This is a genomic window from Chitinilyticum litopenaei DSM 21440 (genome assembly GCF_000428145.1).
Lineage (GTDB): Bacteria > Pseudomonadota > Gammaproteobacteria > Burkholderiales > Chitinibacteraceae > Chitinilyticum > Chitinilyticum litopenaei.
In genome coordinates, this window is record NZ_ATZJ01000001.1 from 376,598 (window position 1) to 400,006 (window position 23,409).

The window sequence follows — 23,409 nt, forward strand, 5'->3', positions numbered from 1 at the left end:
ATGCAAGAGGGCAGATGCCATCGGTGTGCGAGATCGGGGGGCAATACAGACGGAACATCATTCAACGCTGAGACGCAGAGGAAAGGCAAGCATGCCTGCCGGTTTGCTCTGTGTCTCCGCATTGGATTTGGGTTATTTGCCTGATTATGTGTTTTCTTCAGGAAGCAAGATTTTCAGCGCCTGCGGCGCGATGTGTTGCATGCCGGGGGTGCCCGGCTGCACGTCAGGGGGCTTGTCTTGCCAAGCCCCCCGACACCCCCAAGGCGCGCCCGGCGCCAGCAAGCCGGCATCGCGCGGCGCTAGGCGGCAAAGCCGCCTAGCTCTGCGGTGACAGCCGCCCCGCTGCGCGGGGTGCCTTGCGATGCTCGTTTTTCCGGGGGCGCGGGACAACTCGCCCTGCGGGCTCAGACACGTCCCGCGCCTGATCCTCCCCCTGCGGGGAAACCTGCGCTTCTCAGCGGCTTTCAGGGCAGAGCGTACTAATCGCCGCTTGTGTTACTCAGGCTTCCTGAAGGAGAGACATAATCAGGTTCATTTATGGTCCAGGATCTACATCCGCTGCGCGACCGGCTTGCCGGCCAGCACGCGCTTTTGCCCGTAGAGGCGCATCATGGCTTCGTACAGCGCCACGCCGCTGCTTTCGTAACCCTCGGGCGACAGATGCACCAGATCGGGGCGTGCCAGTGGCGGGTTTTGGCGGGCCCAGAGCTGGATGGCGCAATTGCCGCCCATGGCGGCGGCCCAGTCCCAGTACAGCAGGCGCTCCTGGCTGGCCACTTCGCGCTGGATCTGCTGCACGGTTTGCAGATTGGGGGCCAGGCCATACTGCGGGCAGCCGCCATTGCTGGTCTTGCCGCTTTTCTTGGCCGAGCTGGGCGCCCCCACCAGCAGGATGGCGGCGTCGGGCACGCTGCGCTTCAGCAGCCGCACCGCCGCCCGCAATTCGGCGCGGTAGGTGACGGCAACAAAATTCGGATCGAAGGCCTCGTTGGTGCCATAGGCGAGCACGATCAGGTCGGGCTTGCGCCACTTCAGCTGTGCCTGCAGCAGCTGCGGGTTCCAGTTGTGCAGTACGCGCACCTGGGCGCCGACGATGCCCAGGCTGTCGTAGCTGATCCCGGGATTGAGCCGGTCGAGCACGATGCCACCCAGTTCGCCACCGCCATCATCCGCGCTCAGGCGGATCGGCTGCGCGGCCCAGGGGCTGAACATCACGTTGCGTTCCGTCCAGCCGGCCTGCGCCGGGGGCGGCAGCTCGCGCGTATCGCCATTGGGCAGCGTCACCGTCCAGCTGCCGCCGGCGGGCGAGGCGCGCGTCCACAGTGACAGTCGCCACAGCCCTTCGGCCAGCGGCGCTTTCGGGGCGATTTCCAGCGCCGCGCCGGGGGCCGCGCGATTGGTGATGCCGCCGACGGGAAAGTCGCCGGGATTGTAGGTGCTGCGACTGATCTGCGTCTGCCACTCGCCCTTCATCCGCTGCAGCACCAGCGCCGAGCGCTGGTTGTTCACATGGCCGGGTGTCAGCCAGCCATAGCCGGCGTCGCCAAAGCGTGCCTGCAGCCGCTCGCGGATCGCGTGCGTGAAATACTCGCCGGCGGTATGCGAATCGCCCAGCTGCAGGATGCGCACGGTGTCGCTGCCGCGGCCGCTTTCCAGCGCGGCCAGCTGGCTCCAGACGCGGCGGACATTGGCATCGCCATAGTCCTCGATGTCCGGGCCGCCAGCCCAAACCACCGGCGTCACCGCGCCGGCCAGCAGCAGGGTCAGCAGGATGCGGGCTGTCATGGTGCCGCCTGCGGCAGCTGGAATTGCGCCAGGATGGCGTCGGCAATCCGCGTCTGGCCGGAACGGGTGAAATGCACGCCATCATCGGCGCGCATGGCGACCTTGCGGTCGCCCTCGATGCGGTATTTGTCGTAGCTCGTCGTGCCATTGCCGATCACCGGCAAGGTTGACAGATACGTGGCCTGGTTTTCCCTTGCAGCCTTTTCAAACAATTGGTTCAGGGTCGATACCCCACTGTTTATCTTTTCCTTGCCCATGGGCGGCGCGCCCACCCAGACCACTTCGATGCGATTGCCGCGCGCATACTGCAGGATGTCGCTGATGCGCGCCGCGTACTGCTGCTGCCAGCGTTCGGTGCCGAAGCGCTCGTACTTGCCGTCGAGAATCATGTCCCAGGTGTCATTCGCGCCAAGGAAGACCACCAGCGTGGTGATGCCGTGCTGCGGCGCCAGCGTCTTTACCGTTTTCGGCCAGTCGAAATAGCTCGGGTAAGTCAGCCCGGTACTTTGCCGGCTGGCATCGATACTGGCGATGCCGTAGTCGCGCTGCAGCTTGCGGATGGCGTGCGGCGCCACGCCCTGCATCATCGAGTCGCCGATGAAGAGCACCTTGTCCTGTGCCGTCAGCACGATGCGGCCATCGCTGGTGCGGCGGCCGCCATACACCGGCGGCGCCAGCGGCCTGCCTTCGGCAAAGCGCACCATGTTTGACGCCAGCGCCTGGCGGCCCACGTTCGATATCAGCTGGTTGAAGCTGTGGCTCATCGCCAGCGAAGGCAGCTGCGGTTGCTGCGGAGCCGGCGGCATGCCGTGCAGCAGGATGTTGCCCGCGGCGACCATGCGTTCGCTGAAGGCGTCCAGTCCGCTGCTGATCGACGCCAGCGGCTCCTGCATGCCCTGATCCAGCTCGGTGCCCATCTGCCCGAGCGGGCTTTGCGAGAAGGGCGCAAGGCCGCTTTCGCGATGGCGTGTCTGCTGCCAGTAGGTGTCCAGCGCCGTATGGCGCAGCCAGACGATCAGCAGCACGGTGCCGATCAGCGTGAACAGCACCTGGCGCGGACTGGGTTGCGGCGGAGCGGAGGTCAGCACCGGGGCTGGCGAAATCAGCAAGGGAAGCGTGCGCATGTCAGTACTGGTAATAGATGAAGGCCGGCACGCCGCTGGGGGCGAGCAGGATGATGCATTGCACAAGGCTGGCCAGCGGCAGTGGTTTGACATACCAGGGCATGCGCCGCAAGCGCGCCAGCAGCAAGGCGCGCAGCGCATTGCTGTAGCGCCAGAAGGCAAAGCACAGGCCGGCAAAGACAAAGCCGCCAACCACATTCAGCTGCAGCATGGGTTTGAAATTGCCCAGGCCGGCGAGATAGTGCAGCGCATCGCTGGCGCTGTCGGCGCGGAAAAATACCCAGGCCAGGCAGACGAAATGAAAGGTGATGACGAGCGCCAGCCAGGGCGGCAGCTGCGGCAGGCGCTGGTGGCGCGCGCGCAATGCCTCCCAGCCGTTTTGCGCGACCATGCCGCCGCCGTGCAGCGCGCCCCACACCAGATACTTGATGCTGGCGCCATGCCACAGGCCGCTGATCACCATCGCCGCGAACAGGTTGAGCTGCGTGCGCCACCAGCCGTGGCGGCTGCCGCCCAGCGGAATGTAGACGAAATCGCGGATCCAGCCCGACAGCGTCATGTGCCAGCGCCGCCAGAATTCGCGCAGCGACACGGCCAGATAGGGCTGGTTGAAGTTTTGCGGCAGGCGGTAGCCAAGCAGCAGCGCCAGCGCGATGACCAGCTCGGTATAGCCGCTGAAGTCGAAATAGATCTGCAGCGCGTAGGCATACATGCCCAGCAGCAGTTCCAGGCCGTGGTAGGCATCCGGATTGGCGAACAGCGGATTGACCCAGGCGTCGGCCAGCCAGCTCGCCAGCCAGATCTTCTTCGCCAGTGCCGACAGGATCAGCAGCAGCGCCAGATCGGCCTCCAGCACATGGCGCTGTTCGCCGGACTGCAGCTGGCGCAGCAGCCCTTCGGGGCGGCAGATCGGCCCGGCCAGCAGCGAAGGAAAGAAGGACAGGTAAAGCAGGGTGTCGAAGGGGCTCGCCGGTTTTTCACCATCGCGGCCGACGGCGACGAGGTAGGCGATCGCCTGGAAGGTATAGAAGGAAATGCCGACCGGCAGCAGGATGTCGAGCGGCGGCAAGACCCAGCCCAGACTGAGCCCGTCCATGACGGCCTGTACCTGGTCGCGGAAAAAGTCGTAGTACTTGAAGGCAGCCAGATTGCCGACGGACAGCACGATGCCGGCAATCAGCCAGTGCCGCCGCTTGGCCGGGGTCGTGGCAATGCGCTGCGCGCAAAGTGTGACCAGCGCGCCATAGACCAGCAGGATGGCGGCGAAGCGCCAGTCCAGCAGCGCGTAAAAGCCGAAACTGCCCAGCAGCAGTACCGTCTTCTGGGCGTGCACCCAGCGCTGCAGCCCCCAGTAGACCAGCAGGAACAGCAGAAAAACGATTGCGAATTCGGGGGAAAGGTAACTCATGAGGGGCAACGTCCAGCGCGGGAAGCTATTGTAGCCTTTGCCCATGCGGCGTGCAGCTGGGATGTGGGCGGCGCAACACCGCTGGTCGCGGCGCCACGACAATTGGTTGCTGACATAAGGCTGAAGAAATTATGATGCCGGCCTTTGGTCTTGCAATCCGTGCAAGCAAATTCCGCATCCCCTACCCAGGAGTTCGTCCCCATGCGCACCACCCTCCGCGCCGCCACCCTCGCCACCACCGCCTTCCTGCTCGCCAATGGCGCCCACGCCTTTGGCCTGGACAAGCTGGTCAAGGGCGCCGAAGTCGGCCAGCAGGCCCTGCAGGCCGCAACCCTCTCCGATGCCGACGTCAAGGCCGTTGCCGATGCCGCCTGCAAGGAAAGCGACGCCGAAAGCAAGATTGCCAGCGACAAGAGCAAGTACGGCAAGCGCATGGCCGCGATTGCCAAGAAAATGGGCAATGACATCAAGGGCCAGCCGGTGACCTACAAGGTCTACGAAGACAGCGAGGTGAATGCCTGGGCGATGGCCAACGGCTGCATCCGTGTCTACAGCGGCCTGATGGATCTGATGAGCGACGACGAAGTGATCGGCGTGATCGGCCACGAGCTGGGCCACGTCGCACTGGGTCACAGCAAGAAGGCCATGCAGATGGCCTACGCTACCGCCGCGGCCCGCAATGCCGCCGGCAGCTTTGGCGGCAAGGGCGTCAGCGACCTGAGCAAATCCGACCTCGGTGCCATTACCGAAAACCTGATCAATGCACAGTTCTCGCAATCGCAGGAACTCGATTCCGACAATTTCGCCTACGACCTGCTGACCGAGAAAAAACTCAACCGCGCAGCGCTGGCCAGCGCATTCCGCAAGCTGGAAAAGCTCGATGGCGGCCAGCACAGCATCATGAGCTCGCACCCGGCCTCCGCCGACCGCGCGAAGAACATCGACACCCGCCTGGCATCGGGCAAGTAAATCCGCCCATGGGTATTCCTGATTATGTCTTTCCTTCAGGAAGCCTGAGTAACACAAGCGTTGATTAGCACGCTCTGCCCTGAAAGCCGCTGAGAAGCGCAGGTTTTCCGGGATCAGGCGCGGGACGTGTTTGAGCCCGCAGGGCGAGTTGTCCCGCGCCCCCGGAAAAACGAGCATCGCAAGGCACCCCGCGCAGCGGGGCGGCTGATCGGGCGCGCCTTGGGGGTGTCGGGGGGCTTGGCAAGACAAGCCCCCTGACGTGCCGCCGGGCACCCCCGGCATCAATACATCGCGCCGCAGGCGCTGAAAACCATTCTTCCTGAAGAAAAGACCATAATCAGGCTGGTGTTGAGGCAAGGGCCGCTTGGGAGCGGCCCTTGCTGTTTCTACACTGCAGCATTTGCAAAGGAGTGTGCCATGTCCATCCGTTTGAACTGCCTGTTGCTGCTGCTGGCAAGTGGTTTGGCGCAGGCCGTGCCGTTTTGCCTGTATCCACTGCCGGTTAGCGAGGGCAAGCCGGCGCGCATGATCAATCTGACCGTGGTGCAGTATGTCGATCTAACCGACAGGGAGCTGAAGATCAGCTTTGGCGGCGGCAATCTCGGCAGCGGTCATGAAGTGAGCATCCCGCTGAAAAACCGCCGCGAGGGCGAGGCGCTGCTGGCGGCGATGGCCGATGCGTCCCGTCGCTGCGACCAGCCACCGGCCCAGCCCTGATGCCTCAGTAGCTGGCCGGAATCTGGCTGGGTATGTGCATGTAGCCCTTTTTGGGAAAGGGTTCCATTGCTATCCCTTGTGGTGTATTTCGGCAGCTCTGCCGGGCGGCGGATTTCGTCAGCGCCAGCGCTCCGTCAATGGGCGGGCGTGGAGGCCGGGTGCCTGCCTGTCGGCAAGGCCCGCAATGCTGCGGCACGTTCCTCCCCTCAGCGATCCGCGTTCCGGGCGGCTATCTGGGGTAAAATCGCGCTCCCGACGCCCGACCCGAATTCATGTCCGACCACAACGACCTTGCTGACCTGCTCGCGCCGGGGCTTGCCCCCGCCGACATTCCCGCGCTGAATGCCCTGATGGGCGCACGCGGCCTGCTGTCGGCCTTCATCACGCTGTTCCGTGGTGGCGAGGACGAGGTGCTGTTGCGCATTCTGGTGCTGCGCGAGATCGGCCTCAGGGCCGCCGCGCCGCGCTGGTCCAGCCAGGAGCTGCTCAACCATTTCGCCTACCTGAATGCCACCAAGCTCGAAACCGTGCTCAAGCGCTTCAGCAAGGATGGCCTCCTGGTGTGGGACAGCGACGATCAGCTCTACAGCCTGTCGACCACCGGCCGCGTCGTGCTGGCTGCCATTTCCAGCCTCACCCAGTTTGCCGAGGAAGACGCCGAGCTGGGTTACCTCACCGCGCAGGTGGCGGCCGGGCAGGCCGTTGGCGATGTGGCACCCGACGCGCTGCAGCACCTGCTGGCGCGCCTCAACGAATTGCATGCCGATTTCGAGGCCGCGCTCGAATCGCAATCCGAATTCCAGATCAAGGCCGCGCGCAAGCAGCTCGACAGCGTCTGGCGCTGGGTCGAAAAGGGCACCGAAATCATCCGCAGCGTGCTCGAAGACGAACATACCGGCTATGCCGAGCATCAGGTGGCGCAGGCGATCGCGCTGGCGCAGGCGCGCATGCTGCGCCTCACCAGCGTGTTCCACCGCCGCCTGAACGAACTCGCCGCGCAACGCGTGCACCTGGGCGAATCGGGGCTGACGTCCAGCAATATCGCCGACTGGCTGCGCAACCAGAGCCAGGACACGCTGGCCAATCTGGGGCGTGATCTGCTGAGCTTCCACCCCGAGCCCAGCTGCGTGGTGTCCGACGTGCTGCTCGACATCACCGAATTCGAGCTGCTGGAGCGCGAGCGCGACAGCCACGAGCTGATGGCGCTGCCGGCCTCGCAGGCGGCCCAGGAGGTCGGCGAAGTGGAGGCCGAACAGCTGCTCGCCGCCGATGCCTTTTATGATGATTTGCAGGGTATTGCCTCGGAGGTCAATATCTCCAAGGCTGTGCTGGCAGATACCTATGAAGAAACTGTTTACCGCCTCTCGCTGCTGTCGCTGCTGGGCGACGCCGAAGTGGCGCTGGAAAACTCGGTGGTCGCCGACATCGTGCGCCTGCCCTTCGCGCTGGAACTCGATGCCAGCGTCGAAACCCTCGATCACCCCGCCGTCGCCGCGATGACCCGCGGCCGGCTGCGACCGCTGTGAGACCCCCATGGATCAGGCACTGAACATCCTGCTGGCGAAGCTGCTGGCGCAGCGTTTCATCCCGCGCACCGACCCGCTGGCGCGTCGCGCGCTGGTCGACGAAACCTTCCGCGAAGGGCTGGAGCGCCGGCTGGACGACTGCGGCATGCAGTTGCTGGAGAACCCCTACGCGCAGTACATCGCCATTGGCCTGAAACCCGAGATGGAAGACTGGGTGTTCGGCGAGGGCGAGAACTGGCTGTCGAACAATATGGGCCTGCCGCGCGATGCGATTGCGCTGCTGGTGGTGGTCTGGGCGCTGATCATCCTGCCCAAGCGCGAGCGCCAGATCGCGCGCGCCGTGCAGGTCGGCGACACGCAATCGGACCTGTTCGGCGCGGACAAGCCGATCACGCACGGCGAGGAAGTCTCCAGCGGCGTGCCGGAAGACGCGATCTACGCCGACTTCGGCAAGAAGCTCGGCGGCAAGGCGCGCTTTGCGATGAATCTTGGGCAACTGGCCAAGCTGGGCTTCGTCGTGCGCCGCAACAAGATGATTTACGAGGGCCCGCTGCTGGATCTGATGCTCGATTACGCCAAGCTCGCCCCGCGCATCATCAATGGCGCGCTGGCCGACGTGCTGCAGCTGTCCGGCACGCAGCTGGCGCTGGACACTGGCGACGGTGACTGATTGCAAACACCTCAACGCAGAGGCGCAGAGACGCAGAGATAAAAATGTTCCCTGATCAGGTCGCCAGCTCGGCAATTCGTCATGCCGGCGTAGGCCGGCATCCAGAGTGACGCTCGAACAGGCATTGCAACTGGATTCCGGCTTCCGCCGGAATGACGAATTGCACTTTCTGAAGTTGCTGCCAAATCAGGTAAAAATTTGAAAGGTATGTGCATGAAGCCTGTTTGGATAAATGGCTCTGACGATATACCCCTGTATTCTCTGCATCTCTGTGCCTCTGCGTTAAAACGAATTTAGCCATCCCTGGCGAAGTAGACAAAAGCATGTTCCAGATTCGCGAACTTGAAATGATCCACTGGGATTTCTGGCAGGCCATCAAGGTGCCGCTGGATTCGCAGATCGTCACCATCGTCGGCCCGAACGGCTCCGGCAAGACCACGCTGCTCGATGCGCTGCGCACCCTGCTGGCGCTGAAGTGCTCGGGGCGGCGCGACTACAAGCGCTATGTGCGCAACAACCGCGCGCAGTACGCCTGGTTGCGCGGCGTGGTGAACAACCCGCAGCGCGCCGGCGGCGGGCTGTTTCCCTATCTGTTTTTTCCGGCCACCAGCGACGTGGTCACGCTGTTCTGCCGCATCAAGAAGCAGGGCGGCGACTGGGTGCGCCAGTATGCGATTGCCGAGGGCGACGTGCAGCTCGTCGACGGCGTGGAAAGCCAGCTTTCCTGGCTGGGCGTGAACGAATACCGCCGCAGGCTTGAAGCCGCGGGCCTGACTCCGGCGATCGCCGAGGTGCTGGCGCTGGAGCAGGGCGATACCGACAAGCTGTGCGAATACTCGCCGAAAGCCTTGCTCGATCTGGTGTTCCAGGTGTTCGGCGACAAGCAGGTGCTCGATTACTACCAGGAAGCCAAGCTGAGGCTGAAGGAAGCCGAGGATGAGCTGGGCAAGATGGAGCAGCAGCTCACCACGCTGGGGCTGGAGGTCGAACGCCTGCGGCTGCGCGCCAACAGTTTTGTCGAATGGCAGAGCCTGCACGCCGATGTGATCCGGCTGGAGCAGGACGTGATTCCGGCGCTGCGCTATGTCGAGCAATGGGACAGCCTGCGTGGCTACATCAACCAGTTCCGCGGCGCGCGGCGGTCCCTGCGCGAAAAGCAGAACGAGCTGGACGAGCTGGATCGGCAGTTCCACGCGCTGGATGCGCTGCTCTCCAGCGCGCACGGTGGCGAGCAGGCCGCCAAGGCGGAATACGATGAGGCCTTCACGGCGTTTCAGGCCGCGCGCGATGTGGCGCGCGATACCGAAAAGCTGCTGAAGGAAGCCGAGCGTCTGCGCGCGCTGGCGGCCAGTGAACACGGCAGCGACGCCGTTGCACTCGCCGACCAGCTGGCGGCACTGAAGGAGCAGGAGTCCCAGCTCAAGCTGGCGCTGCGCGACATGAAGACCGAGCGCGAGCAATTGTCCGAAACGCAGTTCGCCCTGCAGCAGGGCCGCGCGCCGTCGCCGGATTTCGTGCGCAGCCTGCGCGCCGCGCTGGACGAGGCCGGCATTGGCCACCACATGCTGACCGAGCTGGTCGAGGTGCGCGATTCCAGCTGGCAGGAGGCCATCGAGGCGCTGCTGGCGCCGTACCGCCACATCGTGCTGCTCAGCCGCGACGCGGACAAGCGCCGCGCGTGGGAAATCGGCCAGCAGCTGCGCTACCGCCACTTTATCGTCCCGGATGTCGAACCTGCGCCGCGCGCCAATGCCGGCTCGGTGCTGGAAATCGTCGACTTCCGCGGCCCGGTGCCGGCCTGGCTGACCGGCCTGCTCAACCGCACGCAGCGCGTGCGCTCGGTCGAGGCTGGCGCGCATGTCGATGGCGACTGGATCACCCGCGAGGGTTTCCACAAGGAGCGGCGCGGTGCGCGCGACATCAGCGTGCGCCCCGGCGACCATGCCTTTGGCGAAGCCGCGCGCCTGTCGCGCCTGACCGCGACCAGCCGCCGCCTGAAAGAGCTGAACGAGGAAATCCTCGACGAAGAAACCCGCCTGCAGGGCATCGCCGGCGAAATCAGCACGTTGCAGAAGCAGCTGATGGGCATGCAGGCCGTGGTGCAGCTGGCCGCACGGCAGGAAGAATTCGCGCTGGCCGCTGCGCGCTGGCCGGACGACGAGGCGCGTGCCCAGCAGGCCGGCGCCGCCTTCGCCGCCGCGCAGGCCGCGTGGGAAACCGCGCGCGCGCAGCAGGCCGACGAGCGCGTGCAGCACGGCCGGCTGGCCGACCAGCGCGAACGGCTGGCGAAGGTGGTGGCGCAGCAGCTCGAACAACTCACGCGCCAGCGCGACGAACAGAGCCGGCTGATGCGCAATCTGCGCGGTGCGAAGAAAGAACTGCCCGATGCGCTGGCGAGCGCCAGTGCGTTGCGCGAGCTGAAGGACAAGTTCAACAGCGTGCAGGCCGTGCGCTACCTGATCGAGCAGGAAAGGCAGCGGCTGGACGGCGGCGACTGGGAAACCGATCCCGCCATCCTCGCGCGCCGTGACAAGCTCGCCAACGACTACGCGCTGCTGGAGCGCGACGCGCTGCAGCACCGGCAGGATGCCGAACGCACCGGCCAGCTCACCGACGAAGCGCGCGGCGCCTACATCAACAAGCTGCGCGCCACCGTGCGCGCCTACGGCAAGAATCTCGCCAAGCTCGGCGAGCTGTCGGGCATCCACGTCGAAACCGAATTGCCGCACCTGGACAACGACGACCTGACACTGGCGCAGGCCGGCCTCACCGTGCGCTTCAACTTCGACCAGAAGGGCATGATGGGCCTGAACGACGGCGAGGCTTCGGGCGGCCAGCAGGTGATGAAGTCGCTGATTTTGCTAATTGGCCTGATGATGGACGAGAGCAATCCGTCCGGCTTCGTGTTCATCGACGAACCCTTTGCCCACCTCGACATCTTCAACATCGACCGCGTGGGCGGCTTCCTGAAAGCCACCGAGGCGCAATACCTGATCACCACGCCGCTGACGCACAACACCAATGTCTACGGGCCTTCCGAGCTGACGCTGACCACGCGCAAGAAACAGCCGGGCGAGACCTGGGCGCCGGTGATCATGCAGACCCGCCGGCGCGTGGCGGCGTGATGCTGCGACAGTTGATCCCCTTTTATTCGTTAGTAATTGCACAAGGAAATCCACAATGTGGCAAGCGTTTCTCGATACTCTGGATGCGCCAGAAACGATTGAGTATGGTGCGTACCAACGCGAAACCAAACCAGGGACCCCGCTTTGGCGCCGTCCTACCCGTGGAAAGAGGTTTGAAAATCTTTTCTCAGCGCTCTTTGGAGAGCAAGGGGCTAGGCGTGAATGCCTTGGCCGGGCTTCATACGCAAAGCGCTACGCGCAGAATGAAGAGCTTGCAATGCCTTACGTAGCTGCTTGGGTCCGCGGCTCCCCCCATGCCTTGCTAGTTCGCAGCAGCGCACCACATCCCGAAGTAACTATTGTAGAAAGTGCGCAAGTCGATCAGATCAACGCACAAAGCGAAGAAGAACTTACAAACTATCTATCTGACTTGTTTGGCAGAGGTGCTCACGAGTTTGGGGTTCGCTTACTCAAGGACCAGGAAGTATCTTTGCCATGAAAACGAGGGCTAGCCTTTTTATCGAGAGGACGGCGCCCGACAAGCCGGGCGCCGCCTCTATTGTCAAACGTTATGCCTGATGTGGTTCAACATACCCGTTGCTGAAAACGCAGCAGGCTGGCGGGTCGTACTGTGCACGGCCTATGAGGAAACGCCGTTGTGAGTGAAGTGCTGCCGCTGCTGGCATTGAAACTCGTGCTGGTTCCTGCCCTGATGGGCGGCATCAGCCTTGCCGCGCGGCGCTGGGGCAATGATGTTGCCGGTTTTCTGTCGGCGTTTCCGGTGGTTGCCGGGCCGATTCTGCTCTTGCTAGCGCTGGAGCATGGTGTGCAATTCGCCGCGCAGGCGGCGCGCGGCACCCTGGCCGCCGTGCTGGCGGTGATGGCCTTCGCGCTGGTGTATGTGTGGATGGCAAGACGGCGGGGGCCGCTGCCTGCCGCCACTGCGGCATTTGTGGTCTATGCGCTGGCGATAGTTCTGCTTTACCGGCTGGCCATGCCGGATAGCGTGCTTGTCCTTCTGGTGATTGCCGCCCTGTTGCTGGCGCCGCGGTTCGTCCGCTATTCCGGGGCTGCGCCCAGCGGCCTTGGCAGGCGCGCGATTGTGCTGCGCATGCTGGCGAGCGCCGGACTGGTCCTGCTCGTGACCTCGCTGTCCGCAACGCTGGGCGCGGGCTTGAGCGGCCTGTTCGCGATGTTTCCGGTAATGGCCGCCGTTTTGCTGATCGGCACGCATCTGCAACAGGATGCCGCGCAGCTTGCGGCCTGCCTGCGCGGCATGGTGCTGGGCTGGCCGGCTTTTGCCCTGTTCTGTCTGCTGCTCTGGCAGACCCTGCCCGCGCTGGGTGTACTGGCCGGATTCGCGCTGGCTTTCGGCGCGGCAGCTGCCTTGCAGTCTGTTCTTGGGTATGTTGCCAGAGCCCTTTAAGTCATTGATCTTTGGCTATATACATGCGGTTTTTTGTCGGGAAGGCGAACGACTGGTCTTGCTCCTTTTCTGCCTTTGCGCCCTCCGCACCGTTTTCCACGACAGTGGCGAACGGCCCTCTTGCCTCGCGCCGGCGACGCGCCTACTCTCATGGGCACAACAAGCAATACCCTTCGATGTTGCGACCAAGGATGAGGATGCCCATGAAACCCCTGCTTTTGCCCCTGCTGCTTGCGGCCGCGTTTTCGGCCGCGCATGCCGAACCGCTGTTTTCCGAAGACTTTGAAAGCGGCGATCTGAACGCCAAATGGGTCGGCCAGAATGGCGACGGCTCCGTACGCATGAATGTCACCCTTGTCGAGGACCCGCTGCGCCCGGGCAACAAGGTCGCACGTTTCGACAAGCCGGTGTTTGGTGGCGACATCTTTACCAAGCAGACCTTCCCGGAAGGCAAGTACATCATCAAGTTCGACTACCTGGGCATGTGCGGCAGCAACTGCGGCGGCACGGTGGGCACCACCACCGATTTTCCCGGCCAGGACAAGTGGATCGCCGGCACGGCGGCTTCGGGTTTTCCCAACCGCATCAAGGACACCAAGAAGTGGGAAAGCTACGAGTTGTGAATTCCGCCTGCGCGAGCCCATGCACCTGACCATCGAGCAGTGGGTGAATTCGAATGGCGCCGGTGGCGACATCTATTTCGACAATGTGCAGATCCTGCCGGTTGGCGGTGATGCCAAGGCAGAAGCCAAGCCCGCGGCTGCCGTGAATCTGGGCGAGCTCGCGCCGGCGCCGGCCAAGCCGCAATGGGTGGGTTATTACACCAGCTGGGCCAAGGGCGACAATTTCTGGGTCAAGGATCTGGAAGCCAATGGCGCGGCCAAGAAGCTCACCGTCATCAATTACGCCTTCGCCAATGTGGTGAACAACAAGTGCGTGATCGGCCAGCCCGATGACGATTACCTGAAGCCGATTCCTGCCGAAGCCACGCTGGATGGCAAGGAAGACAAGGGTGACAAGGGCCTCTTTGGCCACTGGAACCAGCTCAAGCAGCTCAAGAAGGCCAATCCCAACCTCAAGGTGGTGATCAGTCTGGGCGGCTGGACCTGGTCGAAGTTCTTCTCGGACGCCGCGCTGCCGGCCAACCGCGAAGCCTTCGTGAAATCCTGCGTCGACCAGTTCATCAAGGGCGACGTGGCCGGCGCCGACGGCAAGGTGGTTCCGGGCCTGGCCAAGGGTGTGTTCGACGGCATCGATGTGGACTGGGAATATCCGGGCAGCCAGGGTGATGCCGGCAATATCGTGCGTGCCGAAGACACCCAGAACTTCACCGCCCTGCTGCAGGAGTTCCGCAAGCAGCTCAACGCGGTGGACAAGAACCTGCTGCTGACCATCGCCGCGCCGGCGCCGTCGAGCAAGACCGCCACCATCGAGCTGAACAAGATCCACGCGCCGCTGAACTGGATCAACATCATGACCTATGACTTCTCGGGCGGCTGGTCCAGCGTCACCGGGCATACCGCCAACCTGATGGGTACCAAGAAGGACAGCGGCTCGGTGGATGGCGCGGTCAAGGATTACCTGGAAGCCGGCGTGCCGGCCAACAAGATCGTCGTTGGCGTGCCCTTCTACGGTTACGGCTGGGAAGTGGCCAAGACCGACAACAACGGCATGTACCAGCCGGTCAAGGCCAAGGCCAAGGGCAAGTTCGAGGCCGGCACCGACAAGTACGATCTGGTCAAGGCCAAGCCGGGCAAGGTCTTCCGCGACGATGCGACCAAGTCGGCGTGGAAGTTCGACGGCAAGGAAGTCTGGACCTTTGACGATGCCGAAACCATGAAGCTCAAGACCGACTTCGTGAAGAAGAACAAGCTTGCGGGCCTGATGGTGTGGGAACTCTCGGGCGACAGGACCGGCGAGCTGACCAAGCTGATTACCGACGAACTGGCCAAATAAGCCGCTGCGTTCGGAGCTATAACAACGGGAGCTGCGGCTCCCGTTGTTGTTTCCGGCGCAGCCCGGATCGATGACGAGCGTCGCCCCCTTTTTCACGGGAGGAATGCGATGAATACCCGGCTCTTGATCAATGGTCAGTTCCTGTCTGGCGAAGGCGCGGTCGAGGATATTCTCGACCCGGCGAGCGGCGAGCTCATCGCGCGCATCAACGCGGCCTCGCCCGAACAGATCCAGGCTGCGGTTGCCGCCGCCGGCGCGGCGTTTGCCGGCTGGGCGGCGACGGTGGCGAAGGACCGTGCGGCGCTGCTCTTGCAGCTGGCCGCCGCCATCGAGGCGCATGCCGCCGAATTCGCGCGGCTGGAGTCACTCAATTGCGGCAAGCCCTATCTGTTCGCGCTCAATGACGAAATTCCGGCCGTCGCCGACGTGTTCCGCTTCTTTGCCGGCGCCGTGCGTGCCCAGCAGGGCATGCTGGCCGGCGAATACCTGCCGGGACACACCAGCCTGGTTCGCCGCGATCCGCTGGGCGTTGTCGCCAGCATCGCGCCGTGGAACTACCCGCTGATGATGGCCGCGTGGAAAATCGCGCCGGCGATTGCTGCCGGCAATACCGTCGTCATCAAGCCGTCCGAGCAGACGCCGCTGACGACGCTGAAGCTGGCCGAGCTGATTACCGACCTCCTGCCGCCCGGCGTAGTCAATGTGGTGCTCGGGCGCGGCGACACGGTCGGCGCGGCGCTGATCAGCCAGCCGGCGGTGCGGATGATTTCGCTGACCGGCGACGTGTCCACCGGCAGCCGCATCCTCGAGGCCGCCGCGAAAACGGTCAAGCGCACGCACCTGGAGCTGGGTGGCAAGGCGCCGGTGATTGTTTTTGATGACGCCGATCTCGACGAGGTCGTCGCGGCAATCCGCACCTTCGGCTATTACAACGCCGGGCAGGATTGCACGGCGGCCTGCCGCATCTACGCCGGGCCGAAGATCTATGAAAAACTGGTCGCCGACCTGTCCTGCGCGGTGTCATCGATCAAGTACGGCGACCAGCATATGGATGGCGTCGAAATGGGGCCGCTGATTTCCGAGCGCCAGCGCAGCCGCGTCGCCGGTTTTGTCGAGCGGGCGGCCGAGTTGCCGCATGTGGAGGTCACCGCCGGCGGCAAGTCCGCCGGTGCGCGCGGCTTTTTCTACGAGCCGACTGTCGTTGCCGGCGCGCGCCAGGACGACGAGATCGTCCGCCGCGAGGTCTTTGGCCCGGTGGTGTCGGTGACACGCTTTGACGACGTCGCGCAGGCGCTGGCCTGGGCCAACGATTCCGACTACGGGCTGGCCAGCTCGGTGTGGACGCGCGACGTCGGCCGCGCCATGCAGCTTGCCGCCGGCCTGCAGTACGGCTGCACCTGGATCAACACGCATTTCATGCTGGTCAGCGAAATGCCGCATGGCGGCATGAAGCGCTCCGGCTACGGCAAGGACATGTCGATGTACGCGCTCGAAGACTACAGCTGCGTGCGGCATGTGATGGTCAAGCACTGAGGATGAGGCCTGTCTTGGAGAAGGCCAAACCCAAGGCAGAGACGCAGAGGAAAGGCAATCCTGATAGGTGGCTACCCCGGCAATTACAATTCGTCATTCCCGCGTCCCACCGGTATGGCGAGTTGCTGAGCTGGCTAGCTGATCAGGAAGAGGATTGATGGGTATAAGGCTGTAGCCATTTCCCTTGTTTGCTTGTGTTGATATACCCATGCTTGGGGGGTGTCATGAGCGATAACCAGAACCTGCTCGCCCGCAAGAGCGCCGCGACGCCGCGCGGCGTCGGCGTGATGGCGCCGTTTTTCGTGGCGCGCGCCAGCAACGCCGAGCTGTGGGACGTCGAAGGCCGGCGCTTCATCGATTTTGCCGGTGGCATTGCCGTACTGAATACCGGCCACTGCCACCCGAAGGTCTGCGCCGCGGTGCGCGCGCAGCTCGACGCCTTCACGCACAGCTGCTACCAGGTGGTGCCGTACGAATCGTATATCGCGCTCGCCGAGCGGCTGAACGCGCTCACGCCCGGCAGCCATGCCAAGAAAACGGCGTTTTTCTCGACCGGCGCCGAAGCGGTGGAAAATGCGGTCAAGATCGCGCGCGCCGCGACCGGGCGCAGCGCCGTCATCGCGTTTTCCGGCGGTTTTCACGGCCGCACGATGATGGGGATGGCGCTGACCGGCAAGGTCGCACCGTACAAGACCGGTTTCGGGCCCTTCCCGGCCGAGGTCTACCACGCGCCGTTTCCGAACGCGCTGCACGGCGTCGGTGTCGAGCCGGCGCTCAAGGCGCTGCACGAGCTGTTCAAGGCCGATGTCGATCCGCAACGCGTCGCCGCGATCATTGTCGAGCCGGTGCAGGGCGAGGGCGGGTTTTATGTTGCGCCACCGGAATTCATGCGCGCCCTGCGCGGCCTGTGCGACGAGCACGGCATCGTGCTGATCGCCGACGAAATCCAGACCGGCTTCGCGCGCACCGGGCGCTGGTTTGCAATGGATCATTACGACGTGCTGCCCGACCTGATGACGCTGGCCAAATCGCTGGCCGGCGGCTACCCGCTGTCCGCCGTCACCGGCCGCGCCGAGCTGATGGACGCGCCGAACCCCGGCGGCTTGGGCGGCACCTACGCCGGTAACCCGCTGGCGATCGCCGCCGCCCACGCGGTGCTCGACGTGATCGCAGAAGAAGGCCTGAATGCGCGCGCCAATGCACTTGGCGAACGCTTGAAGGCCAGGCTTCATGAGCTTGAGACAACCATCCCGCAGATGGCCGACATCCGCGGCCCGGGCGCGATGGTCGCGGTGGAGTTCATCGACCCGGCCAGCGGCCGCCCCGACGCCGATTTCGCCAAGGCGGTGCAGGCGCGAGCGCTGGCGCGCGGGCTGATCCTGCTCAGCTGCGGGACTTACGGCAACGTGCTACGGTTCCTGTTTCCGCTGACCATAGGCGACGAGACGTTCGCCGAGGGGCTGGCGATCCTCGAATCCGCGCTGCGCGGCTGATGTTTATATTCACCACAGAGGCACAGAGAAAAGCCAACCTGATTAGGTAGCGACCTCAGTAAAGAACAATTCGCCATTCCCGCGAAAGCGGGAATCTAGCTGCAATGCCTGTTCAAGCGGCGCTCTGAATGCCGGCTTTCGCCGGCATGACGAGTTGCTGAGCTGGCTACCTAATCAGGAAAGCCAAAGCCTTTATCTGCTCCGTGATGTTCTCTGTGACTCTGTGTCTCTGTGGTTCAAGAAATTTCAGGATGAACGATGTTGAAACTCGCTGACGATTCCCTGCTGCGCGATGCCTGCCTGATCGGCGGGCGGTGGCTGCCTGCCGACAGCGGCGCCGTGCTTGCCGTTCGCAATCCGGCGACTGGCGAGCAGATCGCCAGCGTGCCGAAAATGGGCGCCGCGGAAACGCGTCGCGCGATTAACGAAGCCGACGCGGCGCTGCCGGCCTGGCGCGCGCGCTCGGCCAAGGAGCGATCGGCGGTGCTGCGGCGCTGGTTCGAACTGCTGATGCAGCACCAGGACGACCTGGCGCGCATCATGACTGCCGAGCAGGGCAAGCCGCTGGCCGAGGCCAGGGGCGAGATCGCCTATGCGGCCAGCTTTGTCGAATGGTTTGCCGAGGAAGCCAAGCGGCTCGACGGCCATGTGCTGCAGCATCCGCAAGCCGACAAGCGCATTCTCGTCTTGCGCCAGGCCGTCGGTGTCACGGCAGCGATTACCCCGTGGAATTTCCCGGCGGCGATGATCACGCGCAAGGCTGCTCCCGCGCTCGCCGCCGGCTGCACGATGGTCGTCAAGCCGGCCAGCCAGACGCCACTGACCGCGCTGGCGCTGGCCGAGCTGGCCATGCGCGCCGGCATTCCGGCCGGCGTGTTCAATGTCGTGACCGGCGCGGCCAGCGAGATTGGCGGCGAGCTGGCGGGCAATGCCACGGTGCGCAAACTGAGTTTCACCGGCAGCACCGAGGTCGGTCGTACGCTGATGGCGCAGTGCGCGGGAACGATCAAGAAGCTGTCACTCGAATTGGGCGGCAATGCGCCCTTCATCGTGTTCGACGACGCGGATCTCGACGCGGCGGTCGAGGGGGCGCTGATCGCCAAGTTCCGCAACGCCGGGCAGACCTGCGTGTGCGCCAACCGCATCCTGGTGCAGGATGGCGTGTATGACCAGTTTGCCGAAAAGCTGGCCGCGGCGATGCACGGTTTGCGCGTCGGACCTGGCACCGACGCGGGCGTGACCATCGGCCCGCTGATCGACGCCAAGGCGCTGGCCAAGGTCGAGGAGCACGTCGCGGATGCGCAATCACTGGGTGCGGCGGTCGCATTGGGCGGCGCGCGCCATGCGCTGGGCGGCAGTTTTTTCCAGCCCACCTTGCTGACCGGCGTGACGCCGGCGATGAAGGTCGCCCGCGAGGAAACCTTCGGACCGATCGCGCCGCTGTTCCGTTTCCATACGGAGCTTGAGGCGATCGCGCTGGCGAACGCCACCGAATTCGGCCTGGCCGCCTACTTCTACAGTCGCGACATCGGCCGCATCTTCCGCGTCGCCGAGGCGCTGGAATCCGGCATGGTCGGCATCAATACCGGACTGATTTCCAACGAGGTCGGGCCGTTTGGCGGCGTCAAGCAATCGGGCCTGGGCCGCGAAGGCTCGCGTTTCGGCATCGACGAGTATGTCGAACTGAAATACCTGTGCATTGCCGGGCTATGAATGTATACGGCCACAGCTCTTTCCGTGAAAAGGCTGTGGCTGTATCGGTGTCAGGGTATGTGTGAGGTTGATTGCTGCTTCGTGGACCAACGCACAACAATTACTTGGCGCTGGCAGGCCAGTTTTTCCCGGGTATATCTAGGTCGAAAAATTCGACCATGCCCCGATCTTGTAGGGTAACAAACAGTCGCCTGCCATCTACCCCGCCAAAAGCAACGTTGGTTGGGCGCTTTCCTTTCAAGGCAATGGTGTTGATCAGCTTTCCTTCGGGTGAAACAACGGCAATTTCACCTGCGCCAAAGCGGGCAATGTATAAATTGCCCTTGTTGTCGGAGCGCATCCCGTCCAGGCCGTGATCCTTGAATTCGATCAGCAGTTGCTTGTTTTTAATCAGGCCGCTTTCCGTGTCGATATCATACTTCCAGACCTTGCGTTGCACACTTTCATTGACATAAAGGTGGGCGTCGTTTACCGATACCTCTATGCCATTGGTGGTGCCCATGCCCTCTTCAAGCAAAACGACTTTCGCATCCGTACTGACCATCCAGATGCGGCCAGTGTTGTTTTTCCAGTTTGGGTCGCTGGCATAAATCACTCCATTGCCGGTGATGGCAAGATCATTAGGCTGATTCATCCTGCTTTCATGCGCGTAAATGGCAACTGATTTGTCAGCGGGAGTCACCCGCAAGATATTATGGCCTGTGTAGTCGGCTAGATACATTAGCCCTTTTCTATCAAAGACAATGCCATTGGCGACGCTGCCCTTGGGCAGTTTCAGAAACAGTGCAGGCGAGTCTTTTCCAGAAATGATGCCAATCGTGCCTTCCTCGGCAAAATTGACGGCGTAGAGATTGCCTGCCGCATCCACTGCCGGCCCTTCTATGCCTGCTGTGAAGGTGTTTTCCTTGATGTAATCCGCGGCGTGAGTGTGCAGACTGGTAAACAACAGTCCGGCGACAAGGCTTTGAATGAGATTGCTTCTCTGCATGAGGTTTCCTCTCCGTGAGTTGCTTCCGGGCCAATTGGACTTATTTCGCCGCCGGCAGTAGCGCCGTACCGATCTGGTTCAGCAGCGTTTCCTTGCGGTCGCCCGACAGCTCCCAGATCATCGCGCCGCCCAGCTTTTTCGCCTTCAGGTAGTCGAGCTTGATGGCCAGCGACTGCTTGTCTTCGTAGCTGACGAATTCGCCGTTCTTCGGGTTGAACAGGTAGGGCACCTTGCTCACGTCGTTCCAGTAGCGCGTGAAGCCATCCTGGTTGACCAGCTTTTTCTCGATGTGGCTGTAATCGAGGTTGCCGTCTTCCCAGCTGCCGCGGCCCTTGCCGGCGCAATCCTGGTATTCGCCGTTCTTTTCCGGCTTGCAGCCCTTCCAGCTGTAGCCATAGAAGGGAATGCCCAGCACGATCTTGTCCGACGGCACGCCTTCCTTGATCAGCATGTCGACGACGGTGCTGATGTTGTTGCTCGGCAGCGCGCCTTCGCGCGTGTAGGCCGGGTCGTTGTACAGCGGCGCGAGATGGCCGGAGAACTTGTTCCAGCCGCCGTTGTAGTCGTAGGCCATCAGGTTCATGAAGTCGACGACCTTGGCGACCTTGCCCATTTCGGTGTTCTTGATCCAGCGCTCGCCCGGGCCGATGGCGGTGGTAAGCAGGTAGCTGCGCTTGTCCGCCACGCCGGCCTTGTCCAGCGCCTCGCGCAGCGCGGTCATCAGCAGCGTGTAGTTCTGCTTGTCTTCGGGGCGCTCGATATTGCCGGCATTGCCGCCGGTAACCGGGAACTCCCAGTCGATGTCCACGCCGTCGAACTGGTAATCGCGGATGAATTCGACCGCGCTGTCGGCGAACTTCTTGCGGCTTTCCGCGGTGAGCGCGACGTCGGAGAAATGCTTGGACCAGGTCCAGCCGCCGACCGAAATCAGCGTCTTCAGCTTGGGGTTTTTCTTTTTCAGGCTGCGCAGCTGGCGGAAGTTGTTCTTGCCGCTGGTGTCGACGTTGCCGTCGCCGACCACCACCTTGCCGTTCTCGATATTGGCGAAGGCGAAGTTGATGTGCGTGAGCTTGTGCGGGTCGACATCCTCGGGCATGTAGGCGCGGCCATAGGCGCCCCAGGAAATCGTGTAGCCGACAATCTTGTAGTCCGGGTCGGCGGCGTGCGCCGGCAGGGCCAGCGCGGCCAGCAGTCCGGTGCCGAGCAGCGTGCTCAGGATGGCTTTCTTCATGGGTATCTTCCTCCAGGGTCTGTTATTGTTTGGCTCTGGCGGCATGGCCGCCAGAGTATGTGTGCTGCGTGCCTGATTGGCCAGACTTCTCAAAACCCAAATCAACCACAGAGGCACAGAGATCACAGAGAAAAGCGGGAGCACGTCTTATGCTCTTCAGGGCTTGTCCTTCTCTGTGGCCTCTGTGTCGCTGTGGTTCAAAAGGGTCTTGTTGTTTGCCGAGAAGGGTTACTGATCGGGACTGCTTACTTGGCCAGCGCGGCGTTCAGCGGCTTGAGCAGTTCGGCGTCCATGTCGTGCGCGTATTCCCAGATCATGATGCCGCCGAGCTTGTGCTCCCTGGCGTAGGCGGCCTTGGCGGCCAGGCTCTCGGCGTCTTCGTAGGTGATCATCTCGTCGCCGTTGTACAGCCACGGCGCCTTGGCGACGTCGTCCCAGTAGCGCGTGTAGCCGCTGGCCATCAGCTTCTTGATGTCCGGCCAGCTGATGCCGTCTTCATACGCGCCGCTGGCGAATTTCTGGAACAGGCCGTTGTCCTTGTTCTCCACGCCCTTCCAGGCGCGACCGTAAAACGCCGTGCCCAGCAGCAGCTTTTCCGGCTTGATGCCGTAGTTCAGGTAGATCTTCATGCCCTGGTCGGCGCTCCAGCCGCCCCAGGCCGGATCGTCCGGGCGCTGGTAGAGGTTGGCGTGGTGGCCGGTCTGCTTGCTCCAGGTGCCGGCGAGGTCATAGGCCATCACCTTCAGGAAATCGACGGTCTTGACGATGCGGATGATGTCGTTTTTCTGACCGAACCACGGCGTGGCCGGTACGGCGACCGAGAGTTCGTAGCGTTTCTTGGTCTTCTTGCCGAGCTTGTCGAGCGCGGCGCGGGTTTCTTCCAGCAAGGCCGGGTAGTTGGCGCGGTCGCGCGGGTGGACCATGATGGGCAGCTGCCAGTCCGGGCCGACCGGGTATTCCCAGTCGATGTCGACGCCGTCGAGCTTTTGCTTGTCGACGATCTTGATGATGTTGTTGATGAACTGGGCGCGGGTCTTCTTTTCCTTGGCCAGTTGCGAGAAGCCATCGGCGCCCCAGCCGCCGACCGACAGGTTGATCTTCATGTGCGGGCAGTTGCTCTGCAGCTTGGCGACTTCGCCCCACATGGTCTTGAAGGCGGGAATGGTGCCGGTCTTGGTCGAATTCGGCCGGTCTTCCAGATCGGGGATATAAACCTCGGTGAGGTTGCGGATCAGGCCAAAGCTGAGGTTGAGCTTGGTCAGCTGTTCGCACCGGATCTGCTCGGCGCTCCAGCGGCGGCCGGCATCCATGTCGGCGGGCGTCGAGCCGATCGGCCAGGTGCGGATGTAGGCGACGACCTGCTTGTCGTGCGATTTCACCGTCGGCTCGGCATCCGCCGCCACGGCCGCGTTGATCATGCCGCCCATGAGCCCGGCGGCGCTCAGCAAACCCAGTACAGTCGATTTCATGACGATTCCTGCAACTTTGTGAAAGACCGCTCCAGTGTAGAGAAAACCCGGGCGTGCTTGCGGCAATTCGCGTGTCTTGCCGGCGGGCTGTTGGCCGGATGCGACGCCGCCGTTGATACGTCCCGCAACAAGCGGGCGTGGCCATTGGCGGTACACTGCCGGTTTTGGCAGATCGTGCCCGATGCGCGCCCGCAGGCCCTTTGCCGTGAATGGCGGAAAAGGGCAGCAAGCGCACCGGTCGGGCTGTGCAACGACCTGTGATCCAGCCAGCTATTC

General features: G+C 63.2%; 18 protein-coding genes. 12 read left to right on the top strand and 6 right to left on the bottom strand.

Translation table 11 applies throughout. From position 1 onward, the window contains the following. Positions 1-549: 549 nt before the first annotated feature. The 3 genes from C515_RS0101825 to C515_RS0101835 are packed head-to-tail and all read right to left on the bottom strand — an operon-like array spanning position 550 to position 4,317. Positions 550-1,785, bottom strand: a complete 1,236-nt coding sequence (locus C515_RS0101825) for an SGNH/GDSL hydrolase family protein (RefSeq protein WP_028454132.1) — start codon at positions 1,783-1,785, stop codon at positions 550-552. Beyond that, positions 1,782-2,909 (bottom strand): SGNH/GDSL hydrolase family protein, encoded by a 1,128-nt coding sequence (locus tag C515_RS0101830; protein WP_028454133.1) that lies wholly within the window; start codon positions 2,907-2,909, stop codon positions 1,782-1,784. The genes C515_RS0101825 and C515_RS0101830 overlap by 4 nt, the downstream gene beginning before the upstream one ends. Position 2,910: 1 nt before the next feature. After that, positions 2,911-4,317, bottom strand: a complete 1,407-nt coding sequence (locus C515_RS0101835; RefSeq protein WP_028454134.1) for an MBOAT family O-acyltransferase — start codon at positions 4,315-4,317, stop codon at positions 2,911-2,913. Between the two features lie 201 nt (positions 4,318-4,518). On the opposite strand from C515_RS0101835, the gene C515_RS0101840 reads away from it, so the two are divergent. The 12 genes from C515_RS0101840 to gabD all read left to right on the top strand — a co-directional run bounded on the left by C515_RS0101840 (position 4,519) and on the right by gabD (position 19,445). Beyond that, on the top strand, positions 4,519-5,286 hold the full coding sequence (locus tag C515_RS0101840; RefSeq protein WP_028454135.1) for a M48 family metalloprotease: 768 nt from the start codon (positions 4,519-4,521) through the stop codon (positions 5,284-5,286). A gap of 417 nt (positions 5,287-5,703) precedes the next feature. Next, positions 5,704-6,003 (top strand): hypothetical protein, encoded by a 300-nt coding sequence (locus tag C515_RS0101845; RefSeq protein WP_028454136.1) that lies wholly within the window; start codon positions 5,704-5,706, stop codon positions 6,001-6,003. Between the two features lie 272 nt (positions 6,004-6,275). Continuing rightward, the gene (locus C515_RS0101850; RefSeq protein ID WP_028454137.1) at positions 6,276-7,529 is read left to right on the top strand and encodes a hypothetical protein; all 1,254 of its coding nucleotides are present in this window, start codon (positions 6,276-6,278) and stop codon (positions 7,527-7,529) included. Positions 7,530-7,536: 7 nt separating this feature from the next. Next, complete coding sequence (locus C515_RS19100) at positions 7,537-8,199, top strand: hypothetical protein (RefSeq protein WP_051304521.1); 663 nt, start codon at positions 7,537-7,539, stop codon at positions 8,197-8,199. A gap of 323 nt (positions 8,200-8,522) precedes the next feature. Further along, on the top strand, positions 8,523-11,324 hold the full coding sequence (locus tag C515_RS0101860; RefSeq protein WP_028454138.1) for an ATP-binding protein: 2,802 nt from the start codon (positions 8,523-8,525) through the stop codon (positions 11,322-11,324). A gap of 55 nt (positions 11,325-11,379) precedes the next feature. Beyond that, on the top strand, positions 11,380-11,823 hold the full coding sequence (locus C515_RS23395; protein ID WP_144290299.1) for a hypothetical protein: 444 nt from the start codon (positions 11,380-11,382) through the stop codon (positions 11,821-11,823). A 159-nt stretch (positions 11,824-11,982) separates the two neighbouring features. Beyond that, complete coding sequence (locus C515_RS19105) at positions 11,983-12,750, top strand: hypothetical protein (protein WP_051304522.1); 768 nt, start codon at positions 11,983-11,985, stop codon at positions 12,748-12,750. Positions 12,751-12,953: 203 nt separating this feature from the next. Continuing rightward, a complete protein-coding gene (locus C515_RS23965; RefSeq protein WP_028454139.1) occupies positions 12,954-13,373 on the top strand; it encodes a hypothetical protein in 420 nt (139 codons plus the stop codon). Positions 13,374-13,392: 19 nt separating this feature from the next. After that, positions 13,393-14,706, top strand: coding sequence for a glycoside hydrolase family 18 protein (locus C515_RS19110; protein ID WP_051304523.1), 1,314 nt, complete (start codon positions 13,393-13,395; stop codon positions 14,704-14,706). Positions 14,707-14,814: 108 nt separating this feature from the next. Then, positions 14,815-16,239, top strand: coding sequence for a gamma-aminobutyraldehyde dehydrogenase (locus C515_RS0101880; protein WP_028454140.1), 1,425 nt, complete (start codon positions 14,815-14,817; stop codon positions 16,237-16,239). Between the two features lie 224 nt (positions 16,240-16,463). After that, positions 16,464-17,732 (top strand): 4-aminobutyrate--2-oxoglutarate transaminase, encoded by a 1,269-nt coding sequence (locus C515_RS0101885; RefSeq protein WP_028454141.1) that lies wholly within the window; start codon positions 16,464-16,466, stop codon positions 17,730-17,732. A gap of 258 nt (positions 17,733-17,990) precedes the next feature. Continuing rightward, positions 17,991-19,445, top strand: a complete 1,455-nt coding sequence (gene gabD / locus C515_RS0101890) for an NADP-dependent succinate-semialdehyde dehydrogenase (RefSeq protein WP_144290300.1) — start codon at positions 17,991-17,993, stop codon at positions 19,443-19,445. Positions 19,446-19,545: 100 nt separating this feature from the next. Here gabD and C515_RS0101895 read toward each other — a convergent pair whose 3' ends face one another. The 3 genes from C515_RS0101895 to C515_RS19120 form a co-directional block, all read right to left on the bottom strand. Next, a complete protein-coding gene (locus C515_RS0101895) occupies positions 19,546-20,433 on the bottom strand; it encodes an SMP-30/gluconolactonase/LRE family protein (RefSeq protein ID WP_028454143.1) in 888 nt (295 codons plus the stop codon). Between the two features lie 40 nt (positions 20,434-20,473). Continuing rightward, positions 20,474-21,664 carry a glycoside hydrolase family 18 protein gene (locus C515_RS19115; protein WP_043647631.1) on the bottom strand — a complete coding sequence of 397 codons (1,191 nt, stop codon included), beginning with the start codon at positions 21,662-21,664 and terminating at the stop codon, positions 20,474-20,476. Between the two features lie 245 nt (positions 21,665-21,909). Then, positions 21,910-23,133: a glycoside hydrolase family 18 protein gene (locus tag C515_RS19120; RefSeq protein WP_051304524.1), complete on the bottom strand. Its 1,224-nt coding sequence runs from the start codon at positions 23,131-23,133 to the stop codon at positions 21,910-21,912. Positions 23,134-23,409 lie beyond the last annotated feature (276 nt).

Excerpts from the sequence above, each read along its gene's own strand:
- C515_RS0101895 (WP_028454143.1), bottom strand. The coding sequence starts at position 20,433 with ATGCAGAGAAGCAATCTCATTCAAAGCCTTGTCGCCGGACTGTTGTTT.
- C515_RS0101835 (WP_028454134.1), bottom strand. The coding sequence starts at position 4,317 with ATGAGTTACCTTTCCCCCGAATTCGCAATCGTTTTTCTGCTGTTCCTG.
- C515_RS0101885 (WP_028454141.1), top strand. The coding sequence starts at position 16,464 with ATGAGCGATAACCAGAACCTGCTCGCCCGCAAGAGCGCCGCGACGCCG.
- C515_RS0101850 (WP_028454137.1), top strand. The coding sequence starts at position 6,276 with ATGTCCGACCACAACGACCTTGCTGACCTGCTCGCGCCGGGGCTTGCC.
- C515_RS19100 (WP_051304521.1), top strand. The coding sequence starts at position 7,537 with ATGGATCAGGCACTGAACATCCTGCTGGCGAAGCTGCTGGCGCAGCGT.
- gabD (WP_144290300.1), top strand. The coding sequence starts at position 17,991 with ATGTTGAAACTCGCTGACGATTCCCTGCTGCGCGATGCCTGCCTGATC.
- C515_RS0101825 (WP_028454132.1), bottom strand. The coding sequence starts at position 1,785 with ATGACAGCCCGCATCCTGCTGACCCTGCTGCTGGCCGGCGCGGTGACG.
- C515_RS19115 (WP_043647631.1), bottom strand. The coding sequence starts at position 21,664 with ATGAAGAAAGCCATCCTGAGCACGCTGCTCGGCACCGGACTGCTGGCC.
- C515_RS0101860 (WP_028454138.1), top strand. The coding sequence starts at position 8,523 with ATGTTCCAGATTCGCGAACTTGAAATGATCCACTGGGATTTCTGGCAG.
- C515_RS0101830 (WP_028454133.1), bottom strand. The coding sequence starts at position 2,909 with ATGCGCACGCTTCCCTTGCTGATTTCGCCAGCCCCGGTGCTGACCTCC.
- C515_RS19110 (WP_051304523.1), top strand. The coding sequence starts at position 13,393 with ATGCACCTGACCATCGAGCAGTGGGTGAATTCGAATGGCGCCGGTGGC.
- C515_RS0101845 (WP_028454136.1), top strand. The coding sequence starts at position 5,704 with ATGTCCATCCGTTTGAACTGCCTGTTGCTGCTGCTGGCAAGTGGTTTG.
- C515_RS23395 (WP_144290299.1), top strand. The coding sequence starts at position 11,380 with ATGTGGCAAGCGTTTCTCGATACTCTGGATGCGCCAGAAACGATTGAG.
- C515_RS0101840 (WP_028454135.1), top strand. The coding sequence starts at position 4,519 with ATGCGCACCACCCTCCGCGCCGCCACCCTCGCCACCACCGCCTTCCTG.
- C515_RS19120 (WP_051304524.1), bottom strand. The coding sequence starts at position 23,133 with ATGAAATCGACTGTACTGGGTTTGCTGAGCGCCGCCGGGCTCATGGGC.
- C515_RS0101880 (WP_028454140.1), top strand. The coding sequence starts at position 14,815 with ATGAATACCCGGCTCTTGATCAATGGTCAGTTCCTGTCTGGCGAAGGC.
- C515_RS23965 (WP_028454139.1), top strand. The coding sequence starts at position 12,954 with ATGAAACCCCTGCTTTTGCCCCTGCTGCTTGCGGCCGCGTTTTCGGCC.